Origin of the sequence: Hyella patelloides LEGE 07179 (genome assembly GCF_900659865.1) — a bacterium.
GTDB lineage: Bacteria > Cyanobacteriota > Cyanobacteriia > Cyanobacteriales > Xenococcaceae > Hyella > Hyella patelloides.
In genome coordinates this window covers 60,973-82,757 of the sequence record NZ_LR213766.1, presented here as the reverse complement: position 1 = coordinate 82,757, position 21,785 = coordinate 60,973, and the positions used below count along the sequence as shown (strand labels likewise).

19 protein-coding genes are annotated in these 21,785 nt (G+C 36.6%); 9 read left to right on the top strand and 10 right to left on the bottom strand.

The genetic code is table 11. From position 1 onward, the window contains the following. Nucleotides 1–110: 110 nt before the first annotated feature. Entirely contained in the window at nt 111–1,448 is a 1,338-nt protein-coding gene (gntT, locus tag H1P_RS00330) for a guanitoxin biosynthesis MATE family efflux transporter GntT (protein ID WP_144862975.1), read from the top strand. A gap of 269 nt (nt 1,449–1,717) precedes the next feature. Beyond that, a complete protein-coding gene (locus H1P_RS00325; RefSeq protein ID WP_144862973.1) occupies nt 1,718–3,016 on the top strand; it encodes an energy transducer TonB in 1,299 nt (432 codons plus the stop codon). 216 nt (nt 3,017–3,232) lie between these two features. Here H1P_RS00325 and H1P_RS00320 read toward each other — a convergent pair whose 3' ends face one another. Further along, the gene (locus H1P_RS00320) at nt 3,233–3,736 is read right to left on the bottom strand and encodes a gamma-glutamylcyclotransferase family protein (protein ID WP_144862972.1); all 504 of its coding nucleotides are present in this window, start codon (nt 3,734–3,736) and stop codon (nt 3,233–3,235) included. Nucleotides 3,737–4,124: 388 nt separating this feature from the next. On the opposite strand from H1P_RS00320, the gene H1P_RS00315 reads away from it, so the two are divergent. After that, nucleotides 4,125–6,146 carry an elongation factor G gene (locus H1P_RS00315; RefSeq protein WP_144862970.1) on the top strand — a complete coding sequence of 674 codons (2,022 nt, stop codon included), beginning with the start codon at nt 4,125–4,127 and terminating at the stop codon, nt 6,144–6,146. A 720-nt stretch (nt 6,147–6,866) separates the two neighbouring features. Here H1P_RS00315 and H1P_RS00310 read toward each other — a convergent pair. Together H1P_RS00310 and H1P_RS00305 are read right to left on the bottom strand one after the other, a co-directional pair. After that, a complete protein-coding gene (locus tag H1P_RS00310) occupies nt 6,867–8,273 on the bottom strand; it encodes an ATP-binding protein (RefSeq protein ID WP_144862968.1) in 1,407 nt (468 codons plus the stop codon). Between the two features lie 157 nt (nt 8,274–8,430). Further along, nucleotides 8,431–9,345: a histone deacetylase family protein gene (locus H1P_RS00305; protein ID WP_144862966.1), complete on the bottom strand. Its 915-nt coding sequence runs from the start codon at nt 9,343–9,345 to the stop codon at nt 8,431–8,433. Nucleotides 9,346–9,490: 145 nt separating this feature from the next. Here H1P_RS00305 and H1P_RS00300 point away from each other — a divergent pair, with 145 nt between their 5' ends. Next, complete coding sequence (locus tag H1P_RS00300) at nt 9,491–10,246, top strand: TIGR00297 family protein (protein ID WP_144862964.1); 756 nt, start codon at nt 9,491–9,493, stop codon at nt 10,244–10,246. Here H1P_RS00300 and H1P_RS00295 read toward each other — a convergent pair. Both H1P_RS00295 and cobU read right to left on the bottom strand, forming a co-directional pair. Beyond that, the gene (locus H1P_RS00295; RefSeq protein WP_144862962.1) at nt 10,226–10,651 is read right to left on the bottom strand and encodes a hypothetical protein; all 426 of its coding nucleotides are present in this window, start codon (nt 10,649–10,651) and stop codon (nt 10,226–10,228) included. The genes H1P_RS00300 and H1P_RS00295 overlap by 21 nt on opposite strands. 285 nt (nt 10,652–10,936) lie before the next feature. Then, entirely contained in the window at nt 10,937–11,527 is a 591-nt protein-coding gene (gene cobU / locus H1P_RS00290; RefSeq protein ID WP_246141405.1) for a bifunctional adenosylcobinamide kinase/adenosylcobinamide-phosphate guanylyltransferase, read from the bottom strand. A 122-nt stretch (nt 11,528–11,649) separates the two neighbouring features. Between cobU and H1P_RS00285 the strand changes: the two genes are divergently transcribed. The 5 genes from H1P_RS00285 to H1P_RS00265 all read left to right on the top strand — a co-directional run bounded on the left by H1P_RS00285 (nt 11,650) and on the right by H1P_RS00265 (nt 15,697). Then, nucleotides 11,650–12,609, top strand: a complete 960-nt coding sequence (locus tag H1P_RS00285; protein ID WP_144862960.1) for a glycosyltransferase family 2 protein — start codon at nt 11,650–11,652, stop codon at nt 12,607–12,609. Between the two features lie 244 nt (nt 12,610–12,853). Next, nucleotides 12,854–13,462 carry a hormogonium polysaccharide biosynthesis acetyltransferase HpsU gene (hpsU, locus tag H1P_RS00280; protein WP_144862958.1) on the top strand — a complete coding sequence of 203 codons (609 nt, stop codon included), beginning with the start codon at nt 12,854–12,856 and terminating at the stop codon, nt 13,460–13,462. 191 nt (nt 13,463–13,653) lie between these two features. Beyond that, complete coding sequence (locus tag H1P_RS00275) at nt 13,654–13,869, top strand: hypothetical protein (protein WP_246141404.1); 216 nt, start codon at nt 13,654–13,656, stop codon at nt 13,867–13,869. A 225-nt stretch (nt 13,870–14,094) separates the two neighbouring features. After that, the gene (locus tag H1P_RS00270) at nt 14,095–14,907 is read left to right on the top strand and encodes a prepilin peptidase (protein WP_144862995.1); all 813 of its coding nucleotides are present in this window, start codon (nt 14,095–14,097) and stop codon (nt 14,905–14,907) included. Nucleotides 14,908–14,956: 49 nt separating this feature from the next. Next, complete coding sequence (locus tag H1P_RS00265; protein WP_144862956.1) at nt 14,957–15,697, top strand: SIR2 family NAD-dependent protein deacylase; 741 nt, start codon at nt 14,957–14,959, stop codon at nt 15,695–15,697. A 2-nt stretch (nt 15,698–15,699) separates the two neighbouring features. Here the strand turns inward: H1P_RS00265 and H1P_RS35595 are convergent, their stop codons facing one another. The 5 genes from H1P_RS35595 to sigC form a co-directional block, all read right to left on the bottom strand. Then, the gene (locus H1P_RS35595; RefSeq protein WP_186375771.1) at nt 15,700–15,864 is read right to left on the bottom strand and encodes a hypothetical protein; all 165 of its coding nucleotides are present in this window, start codon (nt 15,862–15,864) and stop codon (nt 15,700–15,702) included. 49 nt (nt 15,865–15,913) lie between these two features. Then, nucleotides 15,914–16,756 carry a class I SAM-dependent methyltransferase gene (locus H1P_RS00260; protein WP_144862954.1) on the bottom strand — a complete coding sequence of 281 codons (843 nt, stop codon included), beginning with the start codon at nt 16,754–16,756 and terminating at the stop codon, nt 15,914–15,916. Between the two features lie 232 nt (nt 16,757–16,988). Then, nucleotides 16,989–18,827: a sensor domain-containing diguanylate cyclase gene (locus H1P_RS00255; RefSeq protein ID WP_144862952.1), complete on the bottom strand. Its 1,839-nt coding sequence runs from the start codon at nt 18,825–18,827 to the stop codon at nt 16,989–16,991. A 39-nt stretch (nt 18,828–18,866) separates the two neighbouring features. Further along, the gene (gene galE / locus H1P_RS00250; protein ID WP_144862950.1) at nt 18,867–19,859 is read right to left on the bottom strand and encodes a UDP-glucose 4-epimerase GalE; all 993 of its coding nucleotides are present in this window, start codon (nt 19,857–19,859) and stop codon (nt 18,867–18,869) included. A gap of 647 nt (nt 19,860–20,506) precedes the next feature. After that, nucleotides 20,507–21,760, bottom strand: a complete 1,254-nt coding sequence (gene sigC, locus H1P_RS00245) for an RNA polymerase sigma factor SigC (RefSeq protein ID WP_144862948.1) — start codon at nt 21,758–21,760, stop codon at nt 20,507–20,509. Nucleotides 21,761–21,785 lie beyond the last annotated feature (25 nt).

The following is a 21,785-nucleotide window of genomic DNA, read 5'->3' as shown; positions in this document are numbered from 1 at the left end:
TAGAAATAATTAATAACTAACTACTAATCAGATTATTGATAATCTTTTCTTAACCTAGCTTAATCATAATAAAATATTTAACGTTAATTATTAATATATTTAGAAAGGTTATGACTTTTGCTTTTGCAAAACATTATATTGATTTTTTACCGCGTTTTTATCGCTTATCTTTTGTCGCCGTACTGTCTAATATGATGGTGCCTTTAGCGGGTTTGTGCGATACTGCTTTTTTAGGGCATCTCCAAGATATTAAACCATTGGCGGGAGTAATTCTTGCAAGTATTTTATTTGATTATCTTTATCGTATTTTAAAATTTTTACGCAACAGCACCAATGCAATGGCAGCCCAAGCATCAGGAGAAAATGATAGTAAAGGGGTAATTCTTGCAGGGTTAAGGAGTAGCTTAATTGCAATTGCGATCGCTTTTATTATATTGTCATTACAGTATCCCATTCAAAAATTAGGCTTTGCTATCTTATCAGGTTCGCCAGAAATTGAAGTATCGGGAATTGAATATTTTAATGCCAGAATTTGGGGTGCGCCCGCCGTATTACTTAATTTTGTTTTAATAGGTTGGTTTCTGGGAAAAGAAAAAAATAGCTTTGTCTTACTAATTTCTCTGATTGCTAATGGCTCTAATGTTTTGTTTGATTATCTGATGATTTATCGTTGGGGTTGGGATAGTGTGGGTGCTGGTTTAGCAACTGCTTTAAGTCAATATTTAGCTTTATTCGTTGCCTTAATTGGAGTTGCTTTTAGTATTAATTGGCAAGATTTCTCGAAAGCAATTCCAGAAGTATTAGACAAACAAGCATTACAAGGAACTATTAGCTTAAAGTTTAATATTTTAGTGCGTTTTTTAGCATTAATTTCTGCCTACTCTATCTTTACTAATCTTAGCGCAAGAATGGGAACTGATTTGTTAACTGAAAATGGTTTACTCTTGCAAATCGCGCTTTTAAGTCAGTTTACGATCCAAGGAGTAGGAATGACTACCCAAACTCTTATTGGTAATTTCAAAGGGCAAAAAGAATTTACTCAAATGCTGCCTTTATTAATAACATCTATTTTAACTAGCTTAATCATTGCTTTAGGCTTTGCTTTTAGTACTATTTTCTTTCCTCAACCAATTTTTAGTTTATTAACCAATCATTCAGAAATTAATCAAGGGATTGTTCAGTATACTATTTGGTTATTACCTTTACTTTCTTTTACGGCGATCGCTTTTATGTTAGAAGGGTATTTTATTGGTTTAAAAGAAGGTGCAGTATTACGAAATGCTTCTTTGATTGCTTTTTTTATGGCTTTTATTCCTCTAGTAATACTAGCTACTTATTTTGATAGTGTCGATCTATTGTGGTTATCTTTAACAAGTTATATGTTTACATTAATTTTAGTATTGGTAACACAAATATCAAGAACACAAGATGCTCTTGAGTTTACCTAACTGGGAAAAGCTAACCCTAAGTAAACTGATTTACTAACAAAACTTGGTAATATTTTTGTTAAATATAACTTTTAGGACTTGTGACTTCTGATTTCTGACTTCTGATAAGCTTGTATTCTTGGATTAAAAAGGAACTCGTAGATTATGCTTATAGTCATTAGAACTACACCCAATTGCTAAAAATAAATTGGCTTTGGTTAAAATCTTAGAATCAGACTTATCATTTATGAGCAGCAGGAGTTCTTTGTCAGAAATCAAGCTTTTTACCTATGCCTTACGAACTAGAAAAAAACGAATTAAGCCATAAGTTTCTCAATACTAGTCAAATTGCGATTCTGCTTTCTCTAGCATTGCATTTATTAGTTTATAAATATGGCTTTCCGACACCACTCATCAAAGAAAAGCCCAATAATGGAGACAAAACAGTTTCTACCATACAACTAAGCCCTGTAGAACAAGCTCGTTTACCCAATCTAGAGCCTGATTGGAACGTTCCAGAATTTGACAACACTCCCTTAGATGAAGCAGCACCGCCTTTTGCTTTACCATTACCGCCTGGCTTCACCCCCAGTCCTAATTTACCAGCTATTCCGATCCCTCCTGGCTCTAGTGTTCCTAACATTCCTCCTGTTAGTTTCAACATGGAATTACCACCTTTAGGAATTACAGATTTATCAGCCCTTCCCTTACCACCTCCTTTAGAAGATTTAGATAGCATCACTCCCCCTGATGTACCTTTAACCAATCCAGAAAAACCAACAGAAGAACCAACAGAAGAACCAGTCATAAAAGAAGAGCCAACTACTTCGACTGCACCAGAACCTCCTCCAGAGCCAGAAAAAACCGAGGAAGCAAAACCTGCTCCTGAAGAAATTGCAGCAGTACGACAACAAAAGCTAGAAGGAAATGTTCGTGATGTGAGTCTTAGCTTGCAACAACAAGATGGTGAAACCAGCGATGAAGAAGCCAGAAAAAATTATGTTGCTTGGCTCAGTAAAATTGAAGATGTTGAACCAGAGTCTAGGGAAATTGAGGGTATTTATCCACGAGATGCTTGCATCCGTAGATTAGAAGGTAAGAGTGTTTATGGTGTTCTCATTGATGCTAACGATAAAGTCGTTGGCTTAGAATTAATCAAAGGGGCAAAATATCCGATTTTTAACCAGCAAGCTAGTCAAGATATTCAAAAGCATGAATTCACTAACGATACTCAAGAAACGCAACCTTATCAAGTAACAGTAGATTATAAATACGATCCAGAAATTTGCCCTTCTTTAACCCTACCTTCCTTGAGAGAGAAAGAAAAGCCTGCAACTGCACCCAAACCAGAAAGCGAAACTAAAACTAATCCTGCAACTGAAACCCCACCAGAAAGCGAAATCGAAACCAATCCTGCAACTGCACCCAAACCAGAAGCCGAAATCGAAACTAATCCTAAAACTGAAACCCCACCAGAAGACGAACAGCAACTACCTTTGAGAGAAAGATTACAAAATGTTCCTCTGCAAGATGACAGCACTATTAGGGAAAGATTGCGTAATAATCCTCTACCAAAACCAGAACAGTAAATAGACCTGAGTAGCAGCATAATCTATATTGATAAACTAAGTCCTCATGAGGAATTGATGTCTGACTTCATGTCAATAATGCACTGCTTTTCATCGCGTTTGTCTTTCTTGCGAGCCATATTCTCTTTCTTGTTGTCCAAATACTGTGGAACAGTTCTTGCTACTTGCTACTGAAAAATTTCCTCATTTTTTATTCCTTAAAAGTCTTGCTACTTGCTACTTTAGATCCACACCGTATATTTTGAGTTCCCTGAATGCTCGCTCTTGGTTAAGGTCTTTTTTAGTAGCAATAGATTCTATTTCTTCAATATATGCTGTTGGTAGTTGTGCTTTCCTAGCTCCAAATAGTACGTGTTCTTTGTACCAGGAGTATGGGAGCAAAGAAGCATCAATTTTTAGAGCATAGTAAGTTATTGCTCGTTCTACATTTCCCTGTTCGTCAGCGATTAGAACTTCTTTTTCATTGTAGCCATAGCCTAAAAACTCAAACTTATCCAATATTGGCTTTTCTAATTCATCAATTTCATACAAAACCCCAATTACTGAATCAGCAGTATTTCCTGTGTAGTAAGCATCGCATTTTCCAGAGCCATCTGTACTAATTTTGTGAAATCGCAACTTGTGTTGGGCTAAAAAATAGACACCTATTGACTGTGGGCTTGAAATTCGTTTTTGTAATCTTTTCTGAGACATATTAGAACCATAAGCAAAATATTTCATATTACTGATGTAAGTTACTTAAATTTAATCAAATAGCAATAAAGCAGATAACCATCAATAAGATTTTGGAAAGGGCATCCATAGAATATAGAATATAATCACTTGTTAAATAAAATTTACAAAAATTATTTTAAGATTGAGCATTTTTTTACTTATATTAGTGAGTTTATATTTGTTTATCTAACTTTATTTTTGAGGTTATTTCCTTTAAAAGAAGTTGCGACTTTTATTTTTGACCCCCAGATAGAGTTAATGTCACAAATATAAGTGTTCTAAAACACTTAATTGTTTTCAACCAGTAATTGTCACTGATGTATGTAATTTTGCATTTGATCGCAGCGGTGGCAAAAACAAGTATTGCAGAATTTTTACTTTAGGGGTTTCTATTATGAGTAGCCAAAGGATCGAAAACGCTCGTAACGTCGCTATTGTAGGACCTTATTCTAGCGGGAAAACAACTTTGCTAGAAAGTCTTTTGTTTGTAACCAAGGCAATTCATCGTAAGGGAAGTATTAAAGAAGGAAATACCATAGGAGATAGTACCACAGAAGCACGCGATCGCAAAATGAGCGTCGAAGTCTCCGTAGCCAGCAGTAATTATCAAGATATTCAATTTACATTTTTAGACTGTCCAGGCTCAATCGAATTGGCACAAGAAACTCAAAACGCTTTAGTGGGTGCTGGTGCTGCCATTGTAGTTTGTGAACCTGTCTTAGAAAAAGTTTTAACCCTCGCACCTTTATTTAAGTTTCTCGATGATTGGGAAATTCCCCATTTGGTATTTATCAATAAAATGGATCGGGCTGCTGCAAATTATATGGAAATTTTGCACGCCTTAAAAGAAGTTTCAGCTCGTCCTTTAGTTCCTCAACAATATCCCATTACAGCTAAACATGATTGTGTCGGCTATATCGATCTAGTTACCGAGCAAGCATATCACTATCATTCTGGCAATCCCGCCGATCCTGTACCTCTTCCTGAAGATTTAGCCGAAGAAGAACAAGCTGCTCGTACAGAGATGTTAGAGACTCTCTCAGACTTTGACGATGGCTTATTAGAACAATTAGTTGAAGAAATCGATCCTCCCCAAGAAGAAATTCTGCAAGATTTAAAACAAGATTTAAGTGCTGATTTAATTGTTCCTGTATTTTTGGGTATGGCAGAGAATGATTATGGAATACGTCCCCTTTTAGATGCTTTAGTCAAAGAAGCCCCTGCAACCAATATTACCGCAGCTAGAAGAGGTCTAAAAACCAAAGAAGACGGCGATACTTTAGCTCAAGTTTTAAAAACCTACTACACTCCCCAAGGTGGCAAACTCTCTTTAGTGAGGGTGTGGCAAGGTACTCTAGTTGATGGTATGACCCTCAACGGACAAAGAGTAAGTGGTGTTTATCGTTTAATGGGTGGTCATCAAGAGCCAGTGCAGAAAGCCCAGATCGGGGAAATTGTCGCTTTAGGACGCATGGAAGATATTCACACAGGAGATACTTTAGGTAGTGAAGAGGTTGAAAGCGGACTTCCCAAAGCAGATGTCATGTCTCCTGTCTATGCACTAGCGATCGCTCCTGATAACCGTAGAGATGAGGTTAAACTCAGTGGTGCAATGGGTAAACTCCTTGAAGAAGATCCCTCGCTCCATTGGGAACAACACGGCGATACCCACGAGGTTATTTTATGGGGGCAGGGAGAAATTCATTTGCAAGTATCTTTAGATCGCTTGCGCCGTAAGTATAATCTTTCTATGAATACTCGCTTACCTCAAGTACCCTACAAAGAAACTATCCGTCAGGAAATCAAATCCCACGGACGTTATAAACATCAAAGTGGCGGACATGGTGCTTTTGGTGATGTCTATCTAGAAATTAAACCCCTATCCAGAGGAGAAGGCTATAATTTTCATCAAACTATTGTGGGTGGTGTTGTACCCAAGCAATACATTCCTGGCGTAGAAACAGGAGTCAAAGAATATTTAGCTCATGGCCCTTTGGGTTTCCCTGTGGTAGATGTAGATGTTACCCTTACTGATGGCTCATATCACTCTGTAGACAGTTCCGAACAAGCCTTTAAGCAAGCTGCTCGTTTAGCGATGACGGAGGGAATGCCCAAATGTCAACCCGTACTGTTAGAGCCTTTGTTGATGATTAATGTCGCTGCACCATCAGAGTTCACCTCTAAAGTTTTACAACTAGTATCAGGACGTAGAGGACAAATTCTTGGTTATGAAGCTCTCGAAGGCTGGAAGAATTGGGATAACGTCACAGCCTATTTACCCCAAGCAGAAATGCATAACTTTATCATTGAATTGCGATCGCTTACCCTAGGGGTAGGTTTTTTCACTTGGCAATACGATCATCTTCAAGAAGTACCTGATAAATTAGCCCACGATATCTTAGCTACAGCTAAATAGTTCAGTAATTACAAGGTAGGCCCTATTCCACTATGCACGAAGTGGAATAGTTGAACCTGGCAAGCGAAGCTCAGAGCCATTAGTTGTTAGCTGATTTAAAATAGCGATCGCGCTATAGCTAACATTTGGCGATCGCTATCTAAACTTCCTCCAAGACAACTTCGTGCCGAGGTCGTTCGTTGATTTTACGATGTTGTCCTTAACTATTTCTGCTGTTTTTAATTTTTATCAGAGAAATGTTCTGAGAATGTCACTTTTTTCTTTTAAACTAAAAAATTATCAGTCATATAACTTAGGAGTTGAATCGTGCCTTTACTTATTGCCCTTGTCACCGTAGCTGTCGCCTATACCTTTTTTCTGCCAGGAGCTATGGGATAAATTCAACAGTGTATTTATGTATTCTTAGTCCAACAAAATGCATCGCTTTCAAGACAAAACCCAGTCACTATCCTATGCAACTGGGTTAAAATATTTATCTAAATGACTACGTTCTATAAAAGGAAAAGAGCCAAATAAAATTATTTCAAACATTAAATCTTTTTTAGAAATTTTTGATAAAAAATAAATTTATCAAATGTGGTCAATAGCGGTGTAAAAAAGATGAATATATACAAGCGATGTACTAACTTGGAGTTGTTGCATCCCCATAATATTGTAGAAAAAGGTGCTATGCCAGAGTGTAATCCAGCGTTTCTTCAACTGTTTCAATAACTTATTACTTTAAAGAAGTTCTGGGGGTAAAGCTGGAATTAGAATTTTAAAATTTGAGCCTTTACCTATTTTGCTGGTAACCAAAATTTTTCCTCCACTTTTTTCTACTAATTGACGCACAATAGTAAGACCTAAACCAGCCCCAGTTGTTCGATCGTTACTAATAGTTTTAGTGCGGTAAAAACTATCGAAAATCTTACTTAGTTCTTGAGTTTCGATACCTCTTCCTGTATCACCGATATTGAGTTCTACATTAGTATTTTTAAATGCTGCTTGAACAAAAACTCTTCCTTGAGGTGGTGTAAATTGCAAACTATTATTTAATAACTGAATAATAATTTGTCTTAACCAAGACGCAGGAAAAACTACAGGAGGCAAATTAGCAGGAATAGTATAACCTAACTGGATATTATTTTCATTGGCTAAAGGTTGATAAGTACTAACTATTCCAGGAACAAATTCATTCAAATAAATCGTATCTGCTTCTGTGGAAATATCTAATTGTAATAACTCTAATAAGCCACTAATTACTGAATTTTGACGATCGCATTGTTTTTCTAACATCTGCAAATAACGTTGACGCTGTTCCCCTTTAATCTGCTTTGATGCGAGCAAGCTAATAGTAGTTTTCATATAGGTAACAGGCGATCGCATTTCTTCGACTAAATTACGTAAGAAATCTGTTTGCAAACCTAAAGTAGAGACGAAAGAGGAGTTTTCTAGCTCAAGATTTCTCGAAGATTGTTGACTATGAGAAGAAGTAGTTAAAGCATCTTCTTTAGTAATTTGTTTAATTAACAGATTAGTTAATAATTGTGTGGGACTGTTAGCAAAATCATTCTCAATCTTAAAATTATTTGCTGTCAGATTTATCTCAGGGTTGTTTTCAGCAATAATAGGTGCTATTTCTGATAAGAACTTTTTAATTAATAAAGGTTCAAAACTAACTATTGTTTCTAAATAAGGTTGCTGAACTCTCTTCCCAGAAGCGTTAGCTTGAATCTGTCCTTTTTGCCATTGAGCTAGCAGCAAAATACTACAATTAGAAGCAATTGCTAGTACAAAACATTCTCTTTTGAGTCGCGAATTTTTTCCTAAAATAATCGGAATAGTTTTTGTCGAAGAAAGAGTAGCATCAGCTAATACTTTACTGGAAGCATCAGAGAAATCGCCACATAGATAAAGAGATTCCAGATTACCTTGTTCTTGATAATTATTAATAATATCAGACCAACTTTGAGACTGGAGGGGTTTTAAAATAATAGTAGCTTTTATTTGTTGTTCAATAAGAACTTCTGTAATGCTTTTGACATGAGATTGTAGTGTTTGAGGACTAATATCAATAGATAAAGGAGGGGGATCGCTAGCTTTAATCAGTTGATATAAAGATAAATTACTATTAGAGATGGAGTTCATGGTCAAAAACAGATTCTTGATTTTCCTCAAGAATTATTTAGGGAAAATCGTAAATTTTAAGTTATTAATATTTATTAAGTTAAATTTAGTATAATAATCTACATTTTTTGATTAAATTCAGAAAGACTACTTAATTGATTGGTGATAATTGCAAATTTTACAGACAACTTGCCAAAGTAGCAACTACTGATTGAGCCAAAGCTTCTAAATGATAGCCTCCTTCTAGTCCAAATAAGAGTTTAGAATTAATTTTTCTCAAATGTTGTGTTAGCAATCCATAATCGTTTGGTTTTAAGGAAATACTGGCTAAAGGGTCTTGATGATTAGCATCATACCCCGCACTAACTATGACTATATCTGGTTGAAAGTCTTGTAAAAAAGGAACTACTTTTTTGATAAATAAAGGCTCATAATCTTTAATTGTGCTGCCAGGATTCATCGGTAAATTGAGAATATTTTGCTGTTTTCCATCATAATCGCCTTCTCCTGTACCTGGATAACAGGGAGATTGATGTAAAGAACAGTAAACAATATGAGGGTTATCTTCAACAATAGCTTCTGTACCATTGCCATGATGAACATCCCAATCTAGAATAGCTACCCTAGTAACCCCTGGTTGTTCTAAAGCATAATTAGCAGCGATCGCCGCATTAGAAAACAGACAAAATCCCATACCTCGATCCCGAAGCGCGTGATGTCCTGGAGGACGAGCCAACACAAACACGGGATTACCCCGATTCAGCACTAAATCTACCCCATCTAGCCAAGCACTAACCGCCAGCAGAGCCACTCCATAGCTATGGGGGGAAACAATAGTATCTGCGTCTAAATAACCTCCTCCAGTGGTCGCAATTTGCTGTACTCTTTGAATATGTTCTGGAGTGTGAATTTTAGCTATTTGGCGTACAACATCTCTAGCTGCTGTAGTATTAGGAGATCGCCATTCTAAGCGATCTTGCCAATCAACTTGCTTTAAAGCCTCCACCACCGCAGTTAAACGAGCAGCACATTCAGGATGACCATAGCCTGTATTATGTTGTAAAAACTCTTCAGAATAAATAACCGATATCATTTATCATTTACCATTTATTATTTGAGGTGGTTGGTAGTTAGTAGTTATTGGTTAGTTGTTAGTAGTTATTGATTGGTTACTAATTAATTCTCTGACTCGATGACCTCACGACTTCTGATTTCACGATTCAGTGACCTCACGACTTATGCTTAATACTATATTGTCTAATTCTTGGTTAAGTGCTGTTGTTTTAAACACTTTCTTAATTGCTATTGCTTGGATTGTACCGAAAAAATTACTAACTCCTCTGGGTTATCTCAATGCTTGGGTGTTAGGAGTGTTAGTTTGGGGAACTTTAAGCTGGCAAGGATATACAGTAGTTATGTTTTACTTTCTTGTCGGTTCAGGAGTTACCAAAATTGGGATGGCGGAAAAAGAAGCAGCAGGAATTGCCGAAAAGAGATCGGGAATGCGCGGGCCCGAAAATGTTTGGGGTTCAGCCTTAACTGCGACAATTTGCGCTTTAGTAACACTATTGGTAGATGCTCCTTTTAAAGAGTTACTGATACTCGCTTACGTGGCTAGTTTTGCCACTAAATTATCAGATACATCTGCCAGTGAAGTGGGGAAAGCCTATGGTAAAAGCACTTTTTTAATTACTACTTTAAAACCAGTACCCAGAGGTACAGAAGGAGCAGTTAGCCTAGAAGGAACAATCGCAGGAGTAATTGCTTCAATTGCAATTGCTTTTGTCGGCTACGGAGTAGGAATAATTAATCTTTGGGGGGTATTATGGTGCGTGATAGCTGCTTTAATTGCCACTAATATCGAAAGCTTGATCGGAGCTACTTTACAAGAAAACATACCCTGGCTAACAAACGAAGTAGTTAACTTTATCAACACTACTATTGGAGCGATTGCTGCTATTCTATTAGCTTGGTTAGAAAGTAGCATTCTTTGACATCAAACGATTATTGATATTTGCCAGCCGAGAATTACTATTAATGGGAGCGCGGGGTAAAGGTAACTCCAAATTAGGCCATTGAGGCATATCAACACAAGGACAATTGACAGTTTGTACTCCTAGCTCCAGTCTTGGTATGGGCATATTACATCTAGCACAAGCAAAAATATCCCATGCAGGAGATAGTAAAGCATCGAGATTAGTTTCTGTTCCTTCTAAATGACAATTAGTTCCCCCTTGAGCTATAACTTTTTGCCAACAAGCTTCAAATTCATCGGAAAAGCGATCGCCTTTAATGATAGAATGAGCCAAAGAAATTTCTTGCCCATTGTCAAACACTAATTTCTTTCCTAATTGAAACCAAGAAGCTAAATAAAGTTTTACTTTTTCTGAAGATGCCATGATTAAATAGTGGCTGATAGTGAATTTTGCCACGCCCCTGCAATTCGATTTTAGAGTTTATTTTATAAAGACCTGAAATTTGTAACCCCTACTTCATAATTCAAAAGGTTTGTTAGTTATTGATTGTTAGTGGTTAGTCCCGTCCCGTCAAGCGGGATAATATGGTTAGTGGTTAATGGTTGATTGCTTGTAACTCGTGGCTGTTTGGTTATTACTTAGTTACTCATTACTCATTACTCATTACTCATTACTGCGACGCGATAGCGAGTCCTTTAGGGCTACTTGTTACTCAATAACTTCCTCATCCCTCATCCTGTCCAAAGCTGTTCCCAAAACACTCAAATTCAGAGCATGACCACCCGTTACTAAATAAGCAGTATCAGCCACAGTACCAATTTGTCTGATTATATGTCCCAAGCGATCGCGAAACAACCTTCCTGATGCATAAGCAGGAATAACACCCCAACCTGTTTCTTCTCCTACAAATATAAGTTGAGATTGAGTTTGAGTTAGACTAAACAATAAATTATTAGTTATTGTGTCCCAATTGTTTGCTTTTACATCTAACAAATTAGCCACCCAAGTTCCCAGAGAATCGATTAACAAACATTGATCCGGCTTAGCTTGATTGATTACTCTTGTTAAATTCTTTGGTTCTGCTATAGTTATCCAGTTACTAGGTCTTCTTTGTTGATGCTTGAGAATTCTCTTTTGCCATTCTCGATCTTCAGAAGTCATTATGGCAGTAGCAACATAAACCACTGACTTACTACTATTATGAGCTAAATTTTCTGCCCATTCACTTTTACCCGAACGAGCAGCACCAGTAACTAAAATGACTTGTCTAGTAGCGATAGAAGAGGAATCAGATTTCACTCTTGCAAAAAAACTTATAATGGTAAATTTTGTTCTTTATAGTAAGTCAATGTTAACGTTGTTATGTGAATAGAGTAACTAATTTTTAGATTTTTCTTTTATTTCTAGATTCCTACCGAAAAATGACACACCCACCATCAAAAATTCCTGTATCCGTTCTGATTCCAGCTAAAAATGAGGAGTTGAACTTACCAGCTTGCTTAGAGAGTGTGGCGGTAGCAGATGAGGTTTTTATCGTTGATTCTCAGAGTGAAGATCGTTCTGGCGAAATCGCCGAACAGTATGGAGCGAAAGTAGTGCAGTTTCATTTTAATGGTAGCTGGCCCAAAAAGAAAAATTGGTCTTTGGACAATCTACCTTTTCGCAATGAATGGGTTTTAATCGTCGATTGCGATGAGCGCATTACCCCCGAACTATGGTCAGAAATTGACACCGTAATTAAAAACGGTGAATACGATGGTTGTTTTCTAAATCGTAAGGTGTTTTTTTTAGGTAAATGGATTCGTTTTGGAGGAAAATATCCTGATTGGAATTTGCGCTTATTTAAACATAAATTAGGTCGCTACGAAAACTTAAGTACAGAAGATATTCCCAACACAGGAGATAATGAAGTTCACGAACACGTTGTTTTAAACGGGAAAGTAGGTTATCTCAAAGAAGATATGCTACACATCGATTTTCGTGATATTTATCAATGGTTAGCCAGACACAATCGTTATTCTAATTGGGAAGCGAGAGTTTATTATAACTTGCTTACAGGTAAAGATGAGAGTGGTACTATCGGTGCAAATCTCTTTGGTAATGCGGTACAGCGCAAACGTTTTCTGAAGAAAATCTGGGTTAGATTGCCCCTTAAGCCTCTACTAAGGTTCATTTTATTTTACTTTATTCGTCTTGGTTTTTTAGATGGAGAAGCTGGCTATATTTATGGTCGTCTTTTGAGTCAATATGAATATCAAATTGGCGTGAAACTCTACGAATTAAGAAAATTTGGCGGTAAGCTAAATGTTAATGCTAATTCATCAAATCAAGCTACGGCTAAAACCACTACTATCACGGAAACAGTACAACTACAGAAATAGGTGTTGCGTTATTTTAGATGATTATTCAAGCTGAAAGAAAAATTAGCAGTTTTTCTTTTACAAAATAAAAATCCCGATCGAAAAAAGTAGGATGGGCAAAATTAGTTTTTGGGTAGATTACTCAGTTGTAAAGTTAAGTTTGCTCACCTTAATCCAAATTTTCGCCCACTGGCTCAGTAAATAGAACACTGTTTCGGATTGACAAAAAAATCAAATCTCTTCATCAAGATACGAAAATATAGATATGAAAACTCCTATCACTCATCAGCAACTAGATATTACTTTGGATGCTGAACCTTTTGTTGATTTGAGAAAATACGATCAATCTAACTTTGATCGCGGAAGATCAAATGGGTTAATTATTTTGTGGTGGTTGGTACAGGCGATCGCTTTTCCTCTGAGCATACATAATTTCAATGGTTTTCGTTGTTGGATACTACGCTTATTTGGTGCCAAAATCGGTCGTGGAGTAGTAATTCGCCCGACTGCAAGATTTACCTATCCTTGGAAAGTAACCATTGGTGACTATAGTTGGGTGGGTGATGATGTGGTTTTTTACAGTCTCGATGAAATTATCATTGGCTCTCACGTGGTAATTTCCCAAGAATCTTATCTCTGTACGGGAAGCCACGACATCCACAAGCAGACTTTTCCCCTCACTACTGCGCCCATTAAAATTGGTAATGGGGTATGGGTTGCTACTGATTGTTTTGTTGCTCCTGGGGTCACAATTGGAGCTAATGCGGTCATTGGCGCAAGAAGTAGTGTTTTTCGTAATATTCCCGCCCAGCAAGTAGCCTGGGGTACACCCTGTAAAGCATACTATCAAAGAACAGTAAATAATAAACAGTAATCAGTAATCAGTTATCAGAATTAGACAACTATTGCCTTTTGCCTACCCAGACTATTTTCTAATTAATTCGATCGACTCCCTGGTCTGTAATATAACTTTACAACAGTAAACCTGTCTCAAATCGTAAAGTAAGCTAAATTGGACGAGTATCTTTTGGAATCGCTAATTAATTGAGAAATTATACAAAAGCGATGATAAATCTTATGTCTTCAGACCCCACAATAATTCACGCTGCTAAAAGAGTTTATCGTACCTATCTGAGTATATATTCTCAACTTCCAAAACAGCCTTTTGGAGTAGTGCTTAATAAAGAAACTTTCAAAGGACAATTAGTGTTTCGAGAAAAGCCTATTTTATTACCAGGAGAAGACTTTATTCCTCTCTATAAAATTGAAGCCCAAGGATGATAAACAGTCTTTTAAGAAAACACTAAAGTTGTCTTGACATAAATAATTGATTTTTTATTTTAGTTTGTATTGCTAATTACCAATCACCAATCACCAATCCCTCGAAATATTGTTGATAAAATTCTCGATCTAAAACTAAATGCGGTTTGAATAACTGTTAGTTTTACAGGCTGAGAGGGAACTTTGAGATTAGTCCTTATTCATCTCCGAGTTGAGTTTTTGGTTATGGAAACTCTGGTTTCAGCGATCGCAAATACATTTGTATTTCTCTTTGGTGCCTGTATTGGAAGCTTTTTAAATGTAGTTATCTACCGCATTCCTGCTGGTTTATCCTTAGTTCATCCCCCCTCTCGTTGCCCTAAATGTGGGCATCGTTTAGGCAAAACAGAAAATGTACCAGTCTTGGGGTGGCTATGGTTAAAAGGTCGTTGTCGTTGGTGTAAAACCCCTATTTCACCCCGCTATCCTACTATTGAAGCCGTTACAGGAATTATCTTTTTATTTGTATTTTGGCAGTTCGGTTATACCTTAGAAACTATTGGTTACTGTGCCTTTTTAAGTTGGTTATTATCATTATCAATGATTGATTTTGATACCATGACTTTACCAAGTTCTTTAACTAAATCGGGCTTACTATTAGGGTTAGTATTTCAAGCAATTATTGGCTGGGAAAAAGCAGCATTTTCAGGAATTGCCAACCAGTTAATATTTGGTATTGGTGGTGCAGTTTTAGGTATTTGGTTACTAGAAATAATTGGCTACATCGGTACATTAATTTTAGGTCAGCAAGCGATGGGAGATGGTGATGGTAAATTAATGGCAACCATTGGTGCTTGGCTGGGTTGGAAATATGTTTTAGTTGGTGGTTTCTTAGCCTGTGGTATCGGCTCAATCATTGGTGGAGGTGCAATCATTTTGGGTATTTTGAATAAAAAACAACCCATGCCTTTTGGTCCTTTTTTGGCTTTAGGCGCAGCTTTAACTTTATTTTTCGGCAATCAAATTATTAGTGCTTATGTAAATTTATTAATAGTATAAAACAATGGTGTCAAGATATTTCTGTAAATCGTATCTAAAGTAAAATGCAATGAAAACTTTATTGACCCAAAAAATTAAATTTAGTAAATATAAAAATATAGTTATTTTAACTGGTGCGGGGATATCTGTTGCTTCAGGATTAAAAACTTATCGTGGAAAAACCAGCAATCAAGATAATAATATAGGCAATCAAGCTCATGTAGATCGGCTTAAAGATAATCCTTTACTAATTTGGCAGCTATTTAACCCTTTAAGAACAGCTTGTTTATCAGCAAAACCCAATCAAGCACATCAAGTTTTAGTCCATTTAGAACAAAGTTTAAAACCAGAACAAAATTTGGCTTTAATTACACAAAATGTAGACCGCCTACATCAGAAAGCAGGAAGTAAAAATGTTATTGAATTACATGGAGTAGTTACAGAAACCTGTTATTCTAATAAACAATGCCAACTGCTACCATTCAAAGATGAGAAGGAATATATTAACAAAGCTCCTTTATGTCATCAATGTAATAGCCCTTTAAAACCAAACGTAGTATTATTCGGTGAATCTATTCCTGTCGATCGAGAATGGCAAGTTAAAAAAGCTTTACGTAAATGCGATTTATTTATTGCTATTGGCACATCGGGAACAGTATTTCCTGCTGCTAACTATGTACGTTCAGCAGAATATTCTGGAGCTAAAACTATTTTCATGAATCTTGAACCAATGAATCCTAAAAATCATTATTTTCAACAGGAATATATAGGAGAAGCAGAGCAACTATTACCAGAGTTATTTGATATTTAAAATTAATTAGACTTACTCTTGCCTTGATTTTTTTCTTTTGCCGATTCTATATAACCTAATCCTTCACAAAAAGAGCATTTTTCAGAATACTGAATGTCCCCAGCACAATCTCTAATTTCGGTATATCCTTTTCCTTCACAATGATGACAGATATTTTGCTTACTCATAATTATAATTTTTATTAACTTTTAGCTGATTTGATAAGTAAGACAATCTCTACTTAGCTAATTCGAGATCGAATACTTGTAGCATTGATAAATAAGAAAGAAATATGCGATCGCCACAAGCTTTTTGTAAACACTTTTCCATAGCAGCAAACAGATTTTGGCGTTGTCCTGCTTCCAAAGCAATATAGGGTGAATAGGTACTTAATAGTAATAAATAATCTTCAATAGAATAATTTACTTCGACTATTAACTCTTCAGATATTAAAGGCTCAAAATAACCAGAATCAACTACATTTTGCCCTAATGCTTGTAATTCGATCTGTTCCTGTTTTCTGTCTTTAAATGGGTTGAGAGATGGTGCATAAGCTTGATAAACTGGCTCAAGCAACTGGCTAATCTTTTCGTTAGGCTGTAAGCCAGTATTCCACAATAAAATTAGTGAACCAGCATCTTTTAAAGCTTGAGCTATTTTAGGATAACCAATATTAGGATTTACCCAATGGATAGAAGTTGCAGCTAATACCGCATCAAATTCTTTTGGTGTTACTGACCATTCTTCTAAAGTAGTCTGACAAATTTCGACATCAGGATAAAAAACACAATTTGTCCTAGCCAACCGACAAGCTTCTGGATTTGGTTCAAGGCTAACTAACTCAAACCCTCGATGAGCAAAAGAAGTAGTCGCAATCCCTGGACCACAGCCAACTTCTAAAATTTTGGCATTTTTCGGTAACTGGGCATACTTGACAGCAAGATCGATTAATTTTTCACTATAGCGAGGTCTGACTAGATTATAAGCATTGGCTACCTGACCATACCAAGTACTTTTATCAACTAAATCTCTACCGTGATAGTTTTGCTTGAGTTCTTTACTAAGTTGAAAATTGTTCATTTATTTTGGTATTTGGGTAAATTTAGCTAGAAACAAAAACTGGCTAAAAGTTAGTTACGATTGCTTAAAAATAACTGGATAGATCAAAAATAGATCCTGATCTCTAAAAATATTAAACTTTTTAGCTCCCAAACACCCCACACCCTATCTCCGACACCTAACATTAACCAAATCTCTTAATTTTTTTGAGAATTAATATCGGTTGCCAAGGTCAATTCCCCTTGATATCTAATTATGCTCGATCTTCGACTACTATGCAGTCTCTACCTTGTAACTTTGCTTGATACAAAGCTCTATCAGCACGCTTAATTAAGTCTTGAGGATCGGATGTAGCATTGGGCAAGAAGCTAGCAACACCACAACTGACTGTTATATAGTCTTGTACTGTGGATGTACTATGAGCAATCCTTAATTTATTCACAGTATTTCTCATTTTTTTCGCCACACGAACCGCACCTATAATTTTTGTATTGGGTAAAATAATCGCAAATTCTTCTCCTCCGTATCGCGTAGCCACATCTTGACCTCTTTGCACTGCACTATTAATTGCTTGTGCTACTTTGTACAAACACCTATCTCCTGCAAGATGCCCATAGGTATCGTTATAGAGTTTGAAATGATCGACATCGCACATGATTAAGGCTGTTTCTTGCTTTTCTCTAATGGCTTGTTGCCAAATTTGCTGTAAAACTAGATCGAAATGATAGCGATTATAAATTTGAGTCAGACTATCTATGTGAGCGAGACGATTTAATTTTTGATTATCCTCTTGTAGAGATTTCGTTCGTTCGACAACTTCTTGTTTGTATCGAGATTCGACAGTTTCCAAATTATGGAGCGAAGTTTGTAATTTGGATGCTATCAAGTTAAAACATCGAGTAAAAACGGCTAATTCTGCGATTTTGGGCTGTTCGTCAATTTGGCGGATCTCTCCACTGGATAGAGCTTGAGCCACTTGAGAAAGATTAGTGACAGATTTGGCAATCCACTGACTGGCGATCGCTCTTAAACAAGCAGATGAGAATGCAGCTAAAAAACTCAGCAGTAAAGTTGTATAGGTATTAGCTCGAATATACTCCATAAAATCTGATTCGGGAATCACCGTTACGATTAGCCAATCAAGACCAGGATGAGTGTTTAAATTCTTAGCTTGGACAAAATAGCGATCGCCATTAAGTTTAAAAATGAGTTGTTGCTGTATATTGATATTTTGAAATTGCTCGAACTGACTATTGAGAAACTGAGCAGTATTACGAACCAAATTATCTTGACTATTTTCAGAATTTAAACGCTTACTACCATTTTCTGTAGTAACTACCAAAGGATTATTCGTCGAGGTAGCAACTATTTCTCCTGATTTTTCCACTATAAAAACTCTGCCAGAAGAACTAATTTTGAGGCTACTCAAAAACTTACTAATATCGTTCAAAGTAAGATCGATTGCCATCACTCCCTTTGGTTGACCAGTATCATTATCCAAGAGTGGAATTGCAGGTGTAATACCTAAGACGGGAGGATCGATAAAGAGATAAATTGGCGACCAGACTAGTTTTCCTTGATTAATTGCTGCTTGATACCAGGGTCTTTGACGGGGATCGTATTCTTCACGTCCAATTTTTTGCGTTTTTTGACCTTTTTCATTAAGGTGATAAGTCTCCCAGTAAGGAGCAGTAGAACTATCTCTGATGGCAACTCTACCCGCGTCTTTCATCTCTACTTCTATAAAGTCACCTGTTTCGCTACCAAAGTAAATAGTGTTAACTTGAGGATTAATTTGAGCTTGCAACCAAAAAAGATTTTGTAAATCATCAATTTTGTCAAGATTTAGGCGTTGAGAATCAGCAAATATGCGATTGATATTGAGAAATAAAGTGGGAGTATTGAGATAATTATCAATGTGCTGTTGCGTATGAGATGTCACTTCTCGACTCAAACGTAATGCTAGAGCTTCTACTGTTTTCTGACCATTTCTCCAAGAAAAATAGCTAGTTAAACCAACTACAATTAAAACCTGCGAAGTCAGAGAAATAATTAAAGCGTGGTGCAGAGATAAATGAAAGTTCTTTCTCATTCTGGAAAAACGGCAACGTTATCTAAAAAAAATATAATTTCAGACTAAATTATGCTTTAGCTTTTTTTTCTCCCAGTCTAAAGTAGAGCGCACAATAGTCTCTAAACAATTATACCGAGGTTGCCAATCTAAAATCTGTTTTATGCGATCGCCACAAGCGACAACACAAGCGGGATCGCCTTTTCTGCGTCCAGTTTCGATAATCGGAAAATTCACACCTGACACTTGTTGTACCGAAGAAAGAACTTCTCGTACACTGTAACCTTTACCATAGCCACAATTGAGAATTTGATTTTCTGTAGCATTTTCTAGATAAGACAAAGCATCAGTATGAGCCGAAGCTAAATCTTCTACATGGATATAATCCCGAACACCTGTACCATCAACAGTAGGATAATCTGTGCCAAAAATATTTACCGCATTGCGAATCCCTAAAGCAGCATCGCAAGCGACTTTAATCAGATGGGCTGCTTTTTTTCCTGATTGACCAATACGACCAGAAATATCCGCTCCAGCTACATTAAAATAACGCAAAATAACATATTTTAAATCAGAAGTATCACTATAATCGCGGATCATCGTTTCACTCATTAATTTTGACTTTCCGTAAGGATTCACTGGGTTGGTAGGAGCAGACTCAATGACAGGAGAATCATTGGTTTCCCCATATACCGCAGCCGTACTAGAAAAAATCAATTTATTAACCTGAAATTTTTGACAACACTTAAGTAAGTTAAGGGTGTTTACCGTATTGTTTGAATAGTAAGCCAAGGGTTGTTGCAAAGATTCTGGTACTGAAATACTAGCAGCAAAGTGGAATACTGCACCAAATTGATGTTGAGCAAAAACCTGAAACAATTGCTCTATATTAGCTAAATCACCAATTACTAGTTTCCCATCAAGAATAGCAGTGGAAGAACCTGTGGAAAGATTATCGTAAACTACGACATCGTAGCCCAGTTGACTCAGTTGTTTTACTACATGAGAGCCAATATATCCCGCACCACCAGTAACTAAAATTTTTTCACCCATAAATCACCACTTAATCATTAATTATCGATTATTAACGAGCGATTGCTTCTAACAATCATAAAATCTCTTGAAAATCAGGAATTATTATTTTTAGATGTTTTCTTTTTGTAAAAAAATCAGGAAGAGACTACTAGCACATATTTCGTTTTGATAATCAACAATTGATGATTGTTTAATGCCAATGTTGATATCGCTCGTTGATAACCATAAATCATCATATAACGACATTAGAACTCTTGCATTAGATTGATATAGACAACAAAAAAGCAACAGTAACCAGTAGCATAGCCTATCTGATTACTGTCTTGATGTGCGTCTCAGGCGTGAGTCTGTTTAGGTGTTGGGAAAGTGATTCGGATTGGGTGATTAGATATTTGAAAATCCCTGTTGATTTATCAATAGGGATTTTAGTTCTTGAGTTTCGTTGATATGAGTAATAGTTCTGCGCTCTTTTGATTCTAATCTTGTTAGAGTTTTTAACTTTTTAGCTTTTCGTAATGACTTTCCCTGCAAGAAATTGGTGGGCATTTCAACCAAATTGACCAACGGTCAGAGCAGGCTCCGTCGTTGAGGGCGCGGAGTAATCTCTGACTAAATTACGATCGTGATTGCTATTTCTGCCCACCCCATATTACTAGGTTAATGATTTAGCTCAGAGATTCTAGATAATCTCGAACGAGATTTCTGCGTCTTGGTTGACGTAATTTTTGTAAAGCTTTGGCTTCAATTTGACGTACTCTTTCTCTGGATAGTTCTAAGCAGCGACCAATTTCCGCTAAAGAAAAGGGCTTTTCGCCACCAAAACCAAAGCGCATCTGAATCACTTCTCTTTCACGGCTGGTTAGTTCGGAGAGTAAATATTGCAAATCTTTTTGTAAGGATTCACGCACTAAAGTTTCTTCAGGAGAAGCACTTTCAGTTTCCAGTAAATCTCCAAGTTCGGTGTCTTTTTCTTTGCCTACTTTAATTTCTAAAGAAACAGAGCGGGGTACACGCAACAATACTTCTCTAATTTGAGATGCCGACATATCCAACTCTTGAGCAATATCCTCAATGCGAGGAGTTCGACCTTTCTCTTGAGATATTTTGCGCTGTGCTTTCTTAATTTTGTTAAGCTTCTCTGTAATGTGGACAGGAAGACGAATAGTACGACTTTGAGTGGCGATAGCTCTGGTAATGCCCTGACGAATCCACCAATAAGCGTAAGTACTAAAACGATAACCTTTAGTGGGGTCGAATTTTTCAACGGCTCTTTCTAACCCCAATGTTCCTTCTTGAATTAGATCGAGTAATTCTAAACCACGATTTTGATATTTTTTCGCTACCGAAACCACGAGACGCAAATTTGCTTTGATCATGTGTTCTTTAGCGCGAATACCATCTCGCTGAATTTTTTCTAGTTCTTTAATGCTATAACCAGAAAGTTCTGACCAACGTTGTTTTCCTCTAGCAAGAATTTCTTTCAGTTCAGGGATTTCTCGACCAACAGTTTTTGACCATCTTTTTAAAGAGGGACGATGACTTAATTGGGTGACTAAACGATCGTGGACATTAATAATTTCGACGAATTCTGCCATAATTTCGTCTCCTTTTTCCGCAGCTTCACCTCGTTGTTCGAGGATAGAAATGTGGCGTTGTACTTTCTGCGCTTCCGATACTTCTTCATCTCTTTCTAATAGGGGAACTCTACCTATCTCTTGGAGATATAACCTAACTAAATCGGTAGTTGTACGACTACCTTTTCTTGCAGCATTCTCGGTATCAATATTATCTAAATCCAACTCTACTAAATCATCGTTTAACTTACTAGAGTTGTCTTTTGTTTCTTCTGTATTATCTAAGCTGTAGTTAGATGAAGAGTTGTTTTCTTTGGTTTCAACGTACAGGGAACTAGCTAACATAACGGTTTCTCAATGACGACGAATC

Coding starts and splice junctions, on each gene's coding strand:
- gntT (WP_144862975.1), top strand. CDS start 111: ATGACTTTTGCTTTTGCAAAACATTATATTGATTTTTTACCGCGTTTT.
- H1P_RS00325 (WP_144862973.1), top strand. CDS start 1,718: ATGCCTTACGAACTAGAAAAAAACGAATTAAGCCATAAGTTTCTCAAT.
- H1P_RS00320 (WP_144862972.1), bottom strand. CDS start 3,736: ATGAAATATTTTGCTTATGGTTCTAATATGTCTCAGAAAAGATTACAA.
- H1P_RS00315 (WP_144862970.1), top strand. CDS start 4,125: ATGAGTAGCCAAAGGATCGAAAACGCTCGTAACGTCGCTATTGTAGGA.
- H1P_RS00310 (WP_144862968.1), bottom strand. CDS start 8,273: ATGAACTCCATCTCTAATAGTAATTTATCTTTATATCAACTGATTAAA.
- H1P_RS00305 (WP_144862966.1), bottom strand. CDS start 9,345: ATGATATCGGTTATTTATTCTGAAGAGTTTTTACAACATAATACAGGC.
- H1P_RS00300 (WP_144862964.1), top strand. CDS start 9,491: ATGCTTAATACTATATTGTCTAATTCTTGGTTAAGTGCTGTTGTTTTA.
- H1P_RS00295 (WP_144862962.1), bottom strand. CDS start 10,651: ATGGCATCTTCAGAAAAAGTAAAACTTTATTTAGCTTCTTGGTTTCAA.
- H1P_RS00285 (WP_144862960.1), top strand. CDS start 11,650: ATGACACACCCACCATCAAAAATTCCTGTATCCGTTCTGATTCCAGCT.
- hpsU (WP_144862958.1), top strand. CDS start 12,854: ATGAAAACTCCTATCACTCATCAGCAACTAGATATTACTTTGGATGCT.
- H1P_RS00275 (WP_246141404.1), top strand. CDS start 13,654: ATGATAAATCTTATGTCTTCAGACCCCACAATAATTCACGCTGCTAAA.
- H1P_RS00270 (WP_144862995.1), top strand. CDS start 14,095: ATGGAAACTCTGGTTTCAGCGATCGCAAATACATTTGTATTTCTCTTT.
- H1P_RS00265 (WP_144862956.1), top strand. CDS start 14,957: ATGAAAACTTTATTGACCCAAAAAATTAAATTTAGTAAATATAAAAAT.
- H1P_RS35595 (WP_186375771.1), bottom strand. CDS start 15,864: ATGAGTAAGCAAAATATCTGTCATCATTGTGAAGGAAAAGGATATACC.
- H1P_RS00260 (WP_144862954.1), bottom strand. CDS start 16,756: ATGAACAATTTTCAACTTAGTAAAGAACTCAAGCAAAACTATCACGGT.
- H1P_RS00255 (WP_144862952.1), bottom strand. CDS start 18,827: ATGAGAAAGAACTTTCATTTATCTCTGCACCACGCTTTAATTATTTCT.
- galE (WP_144862950.1), bottom strand. CDS start 19,859: ATGGGTGAAAAAATTTTAGTTACTGGTGGTGCGGGATATATTGGCTCT.
- sigC (WP_144862948.1), bottom strand. CDS start 21,760: ATGTTAGCTAGTTCCCTGTACGTTGAAACCAAAGAAAACAACTCTTCA.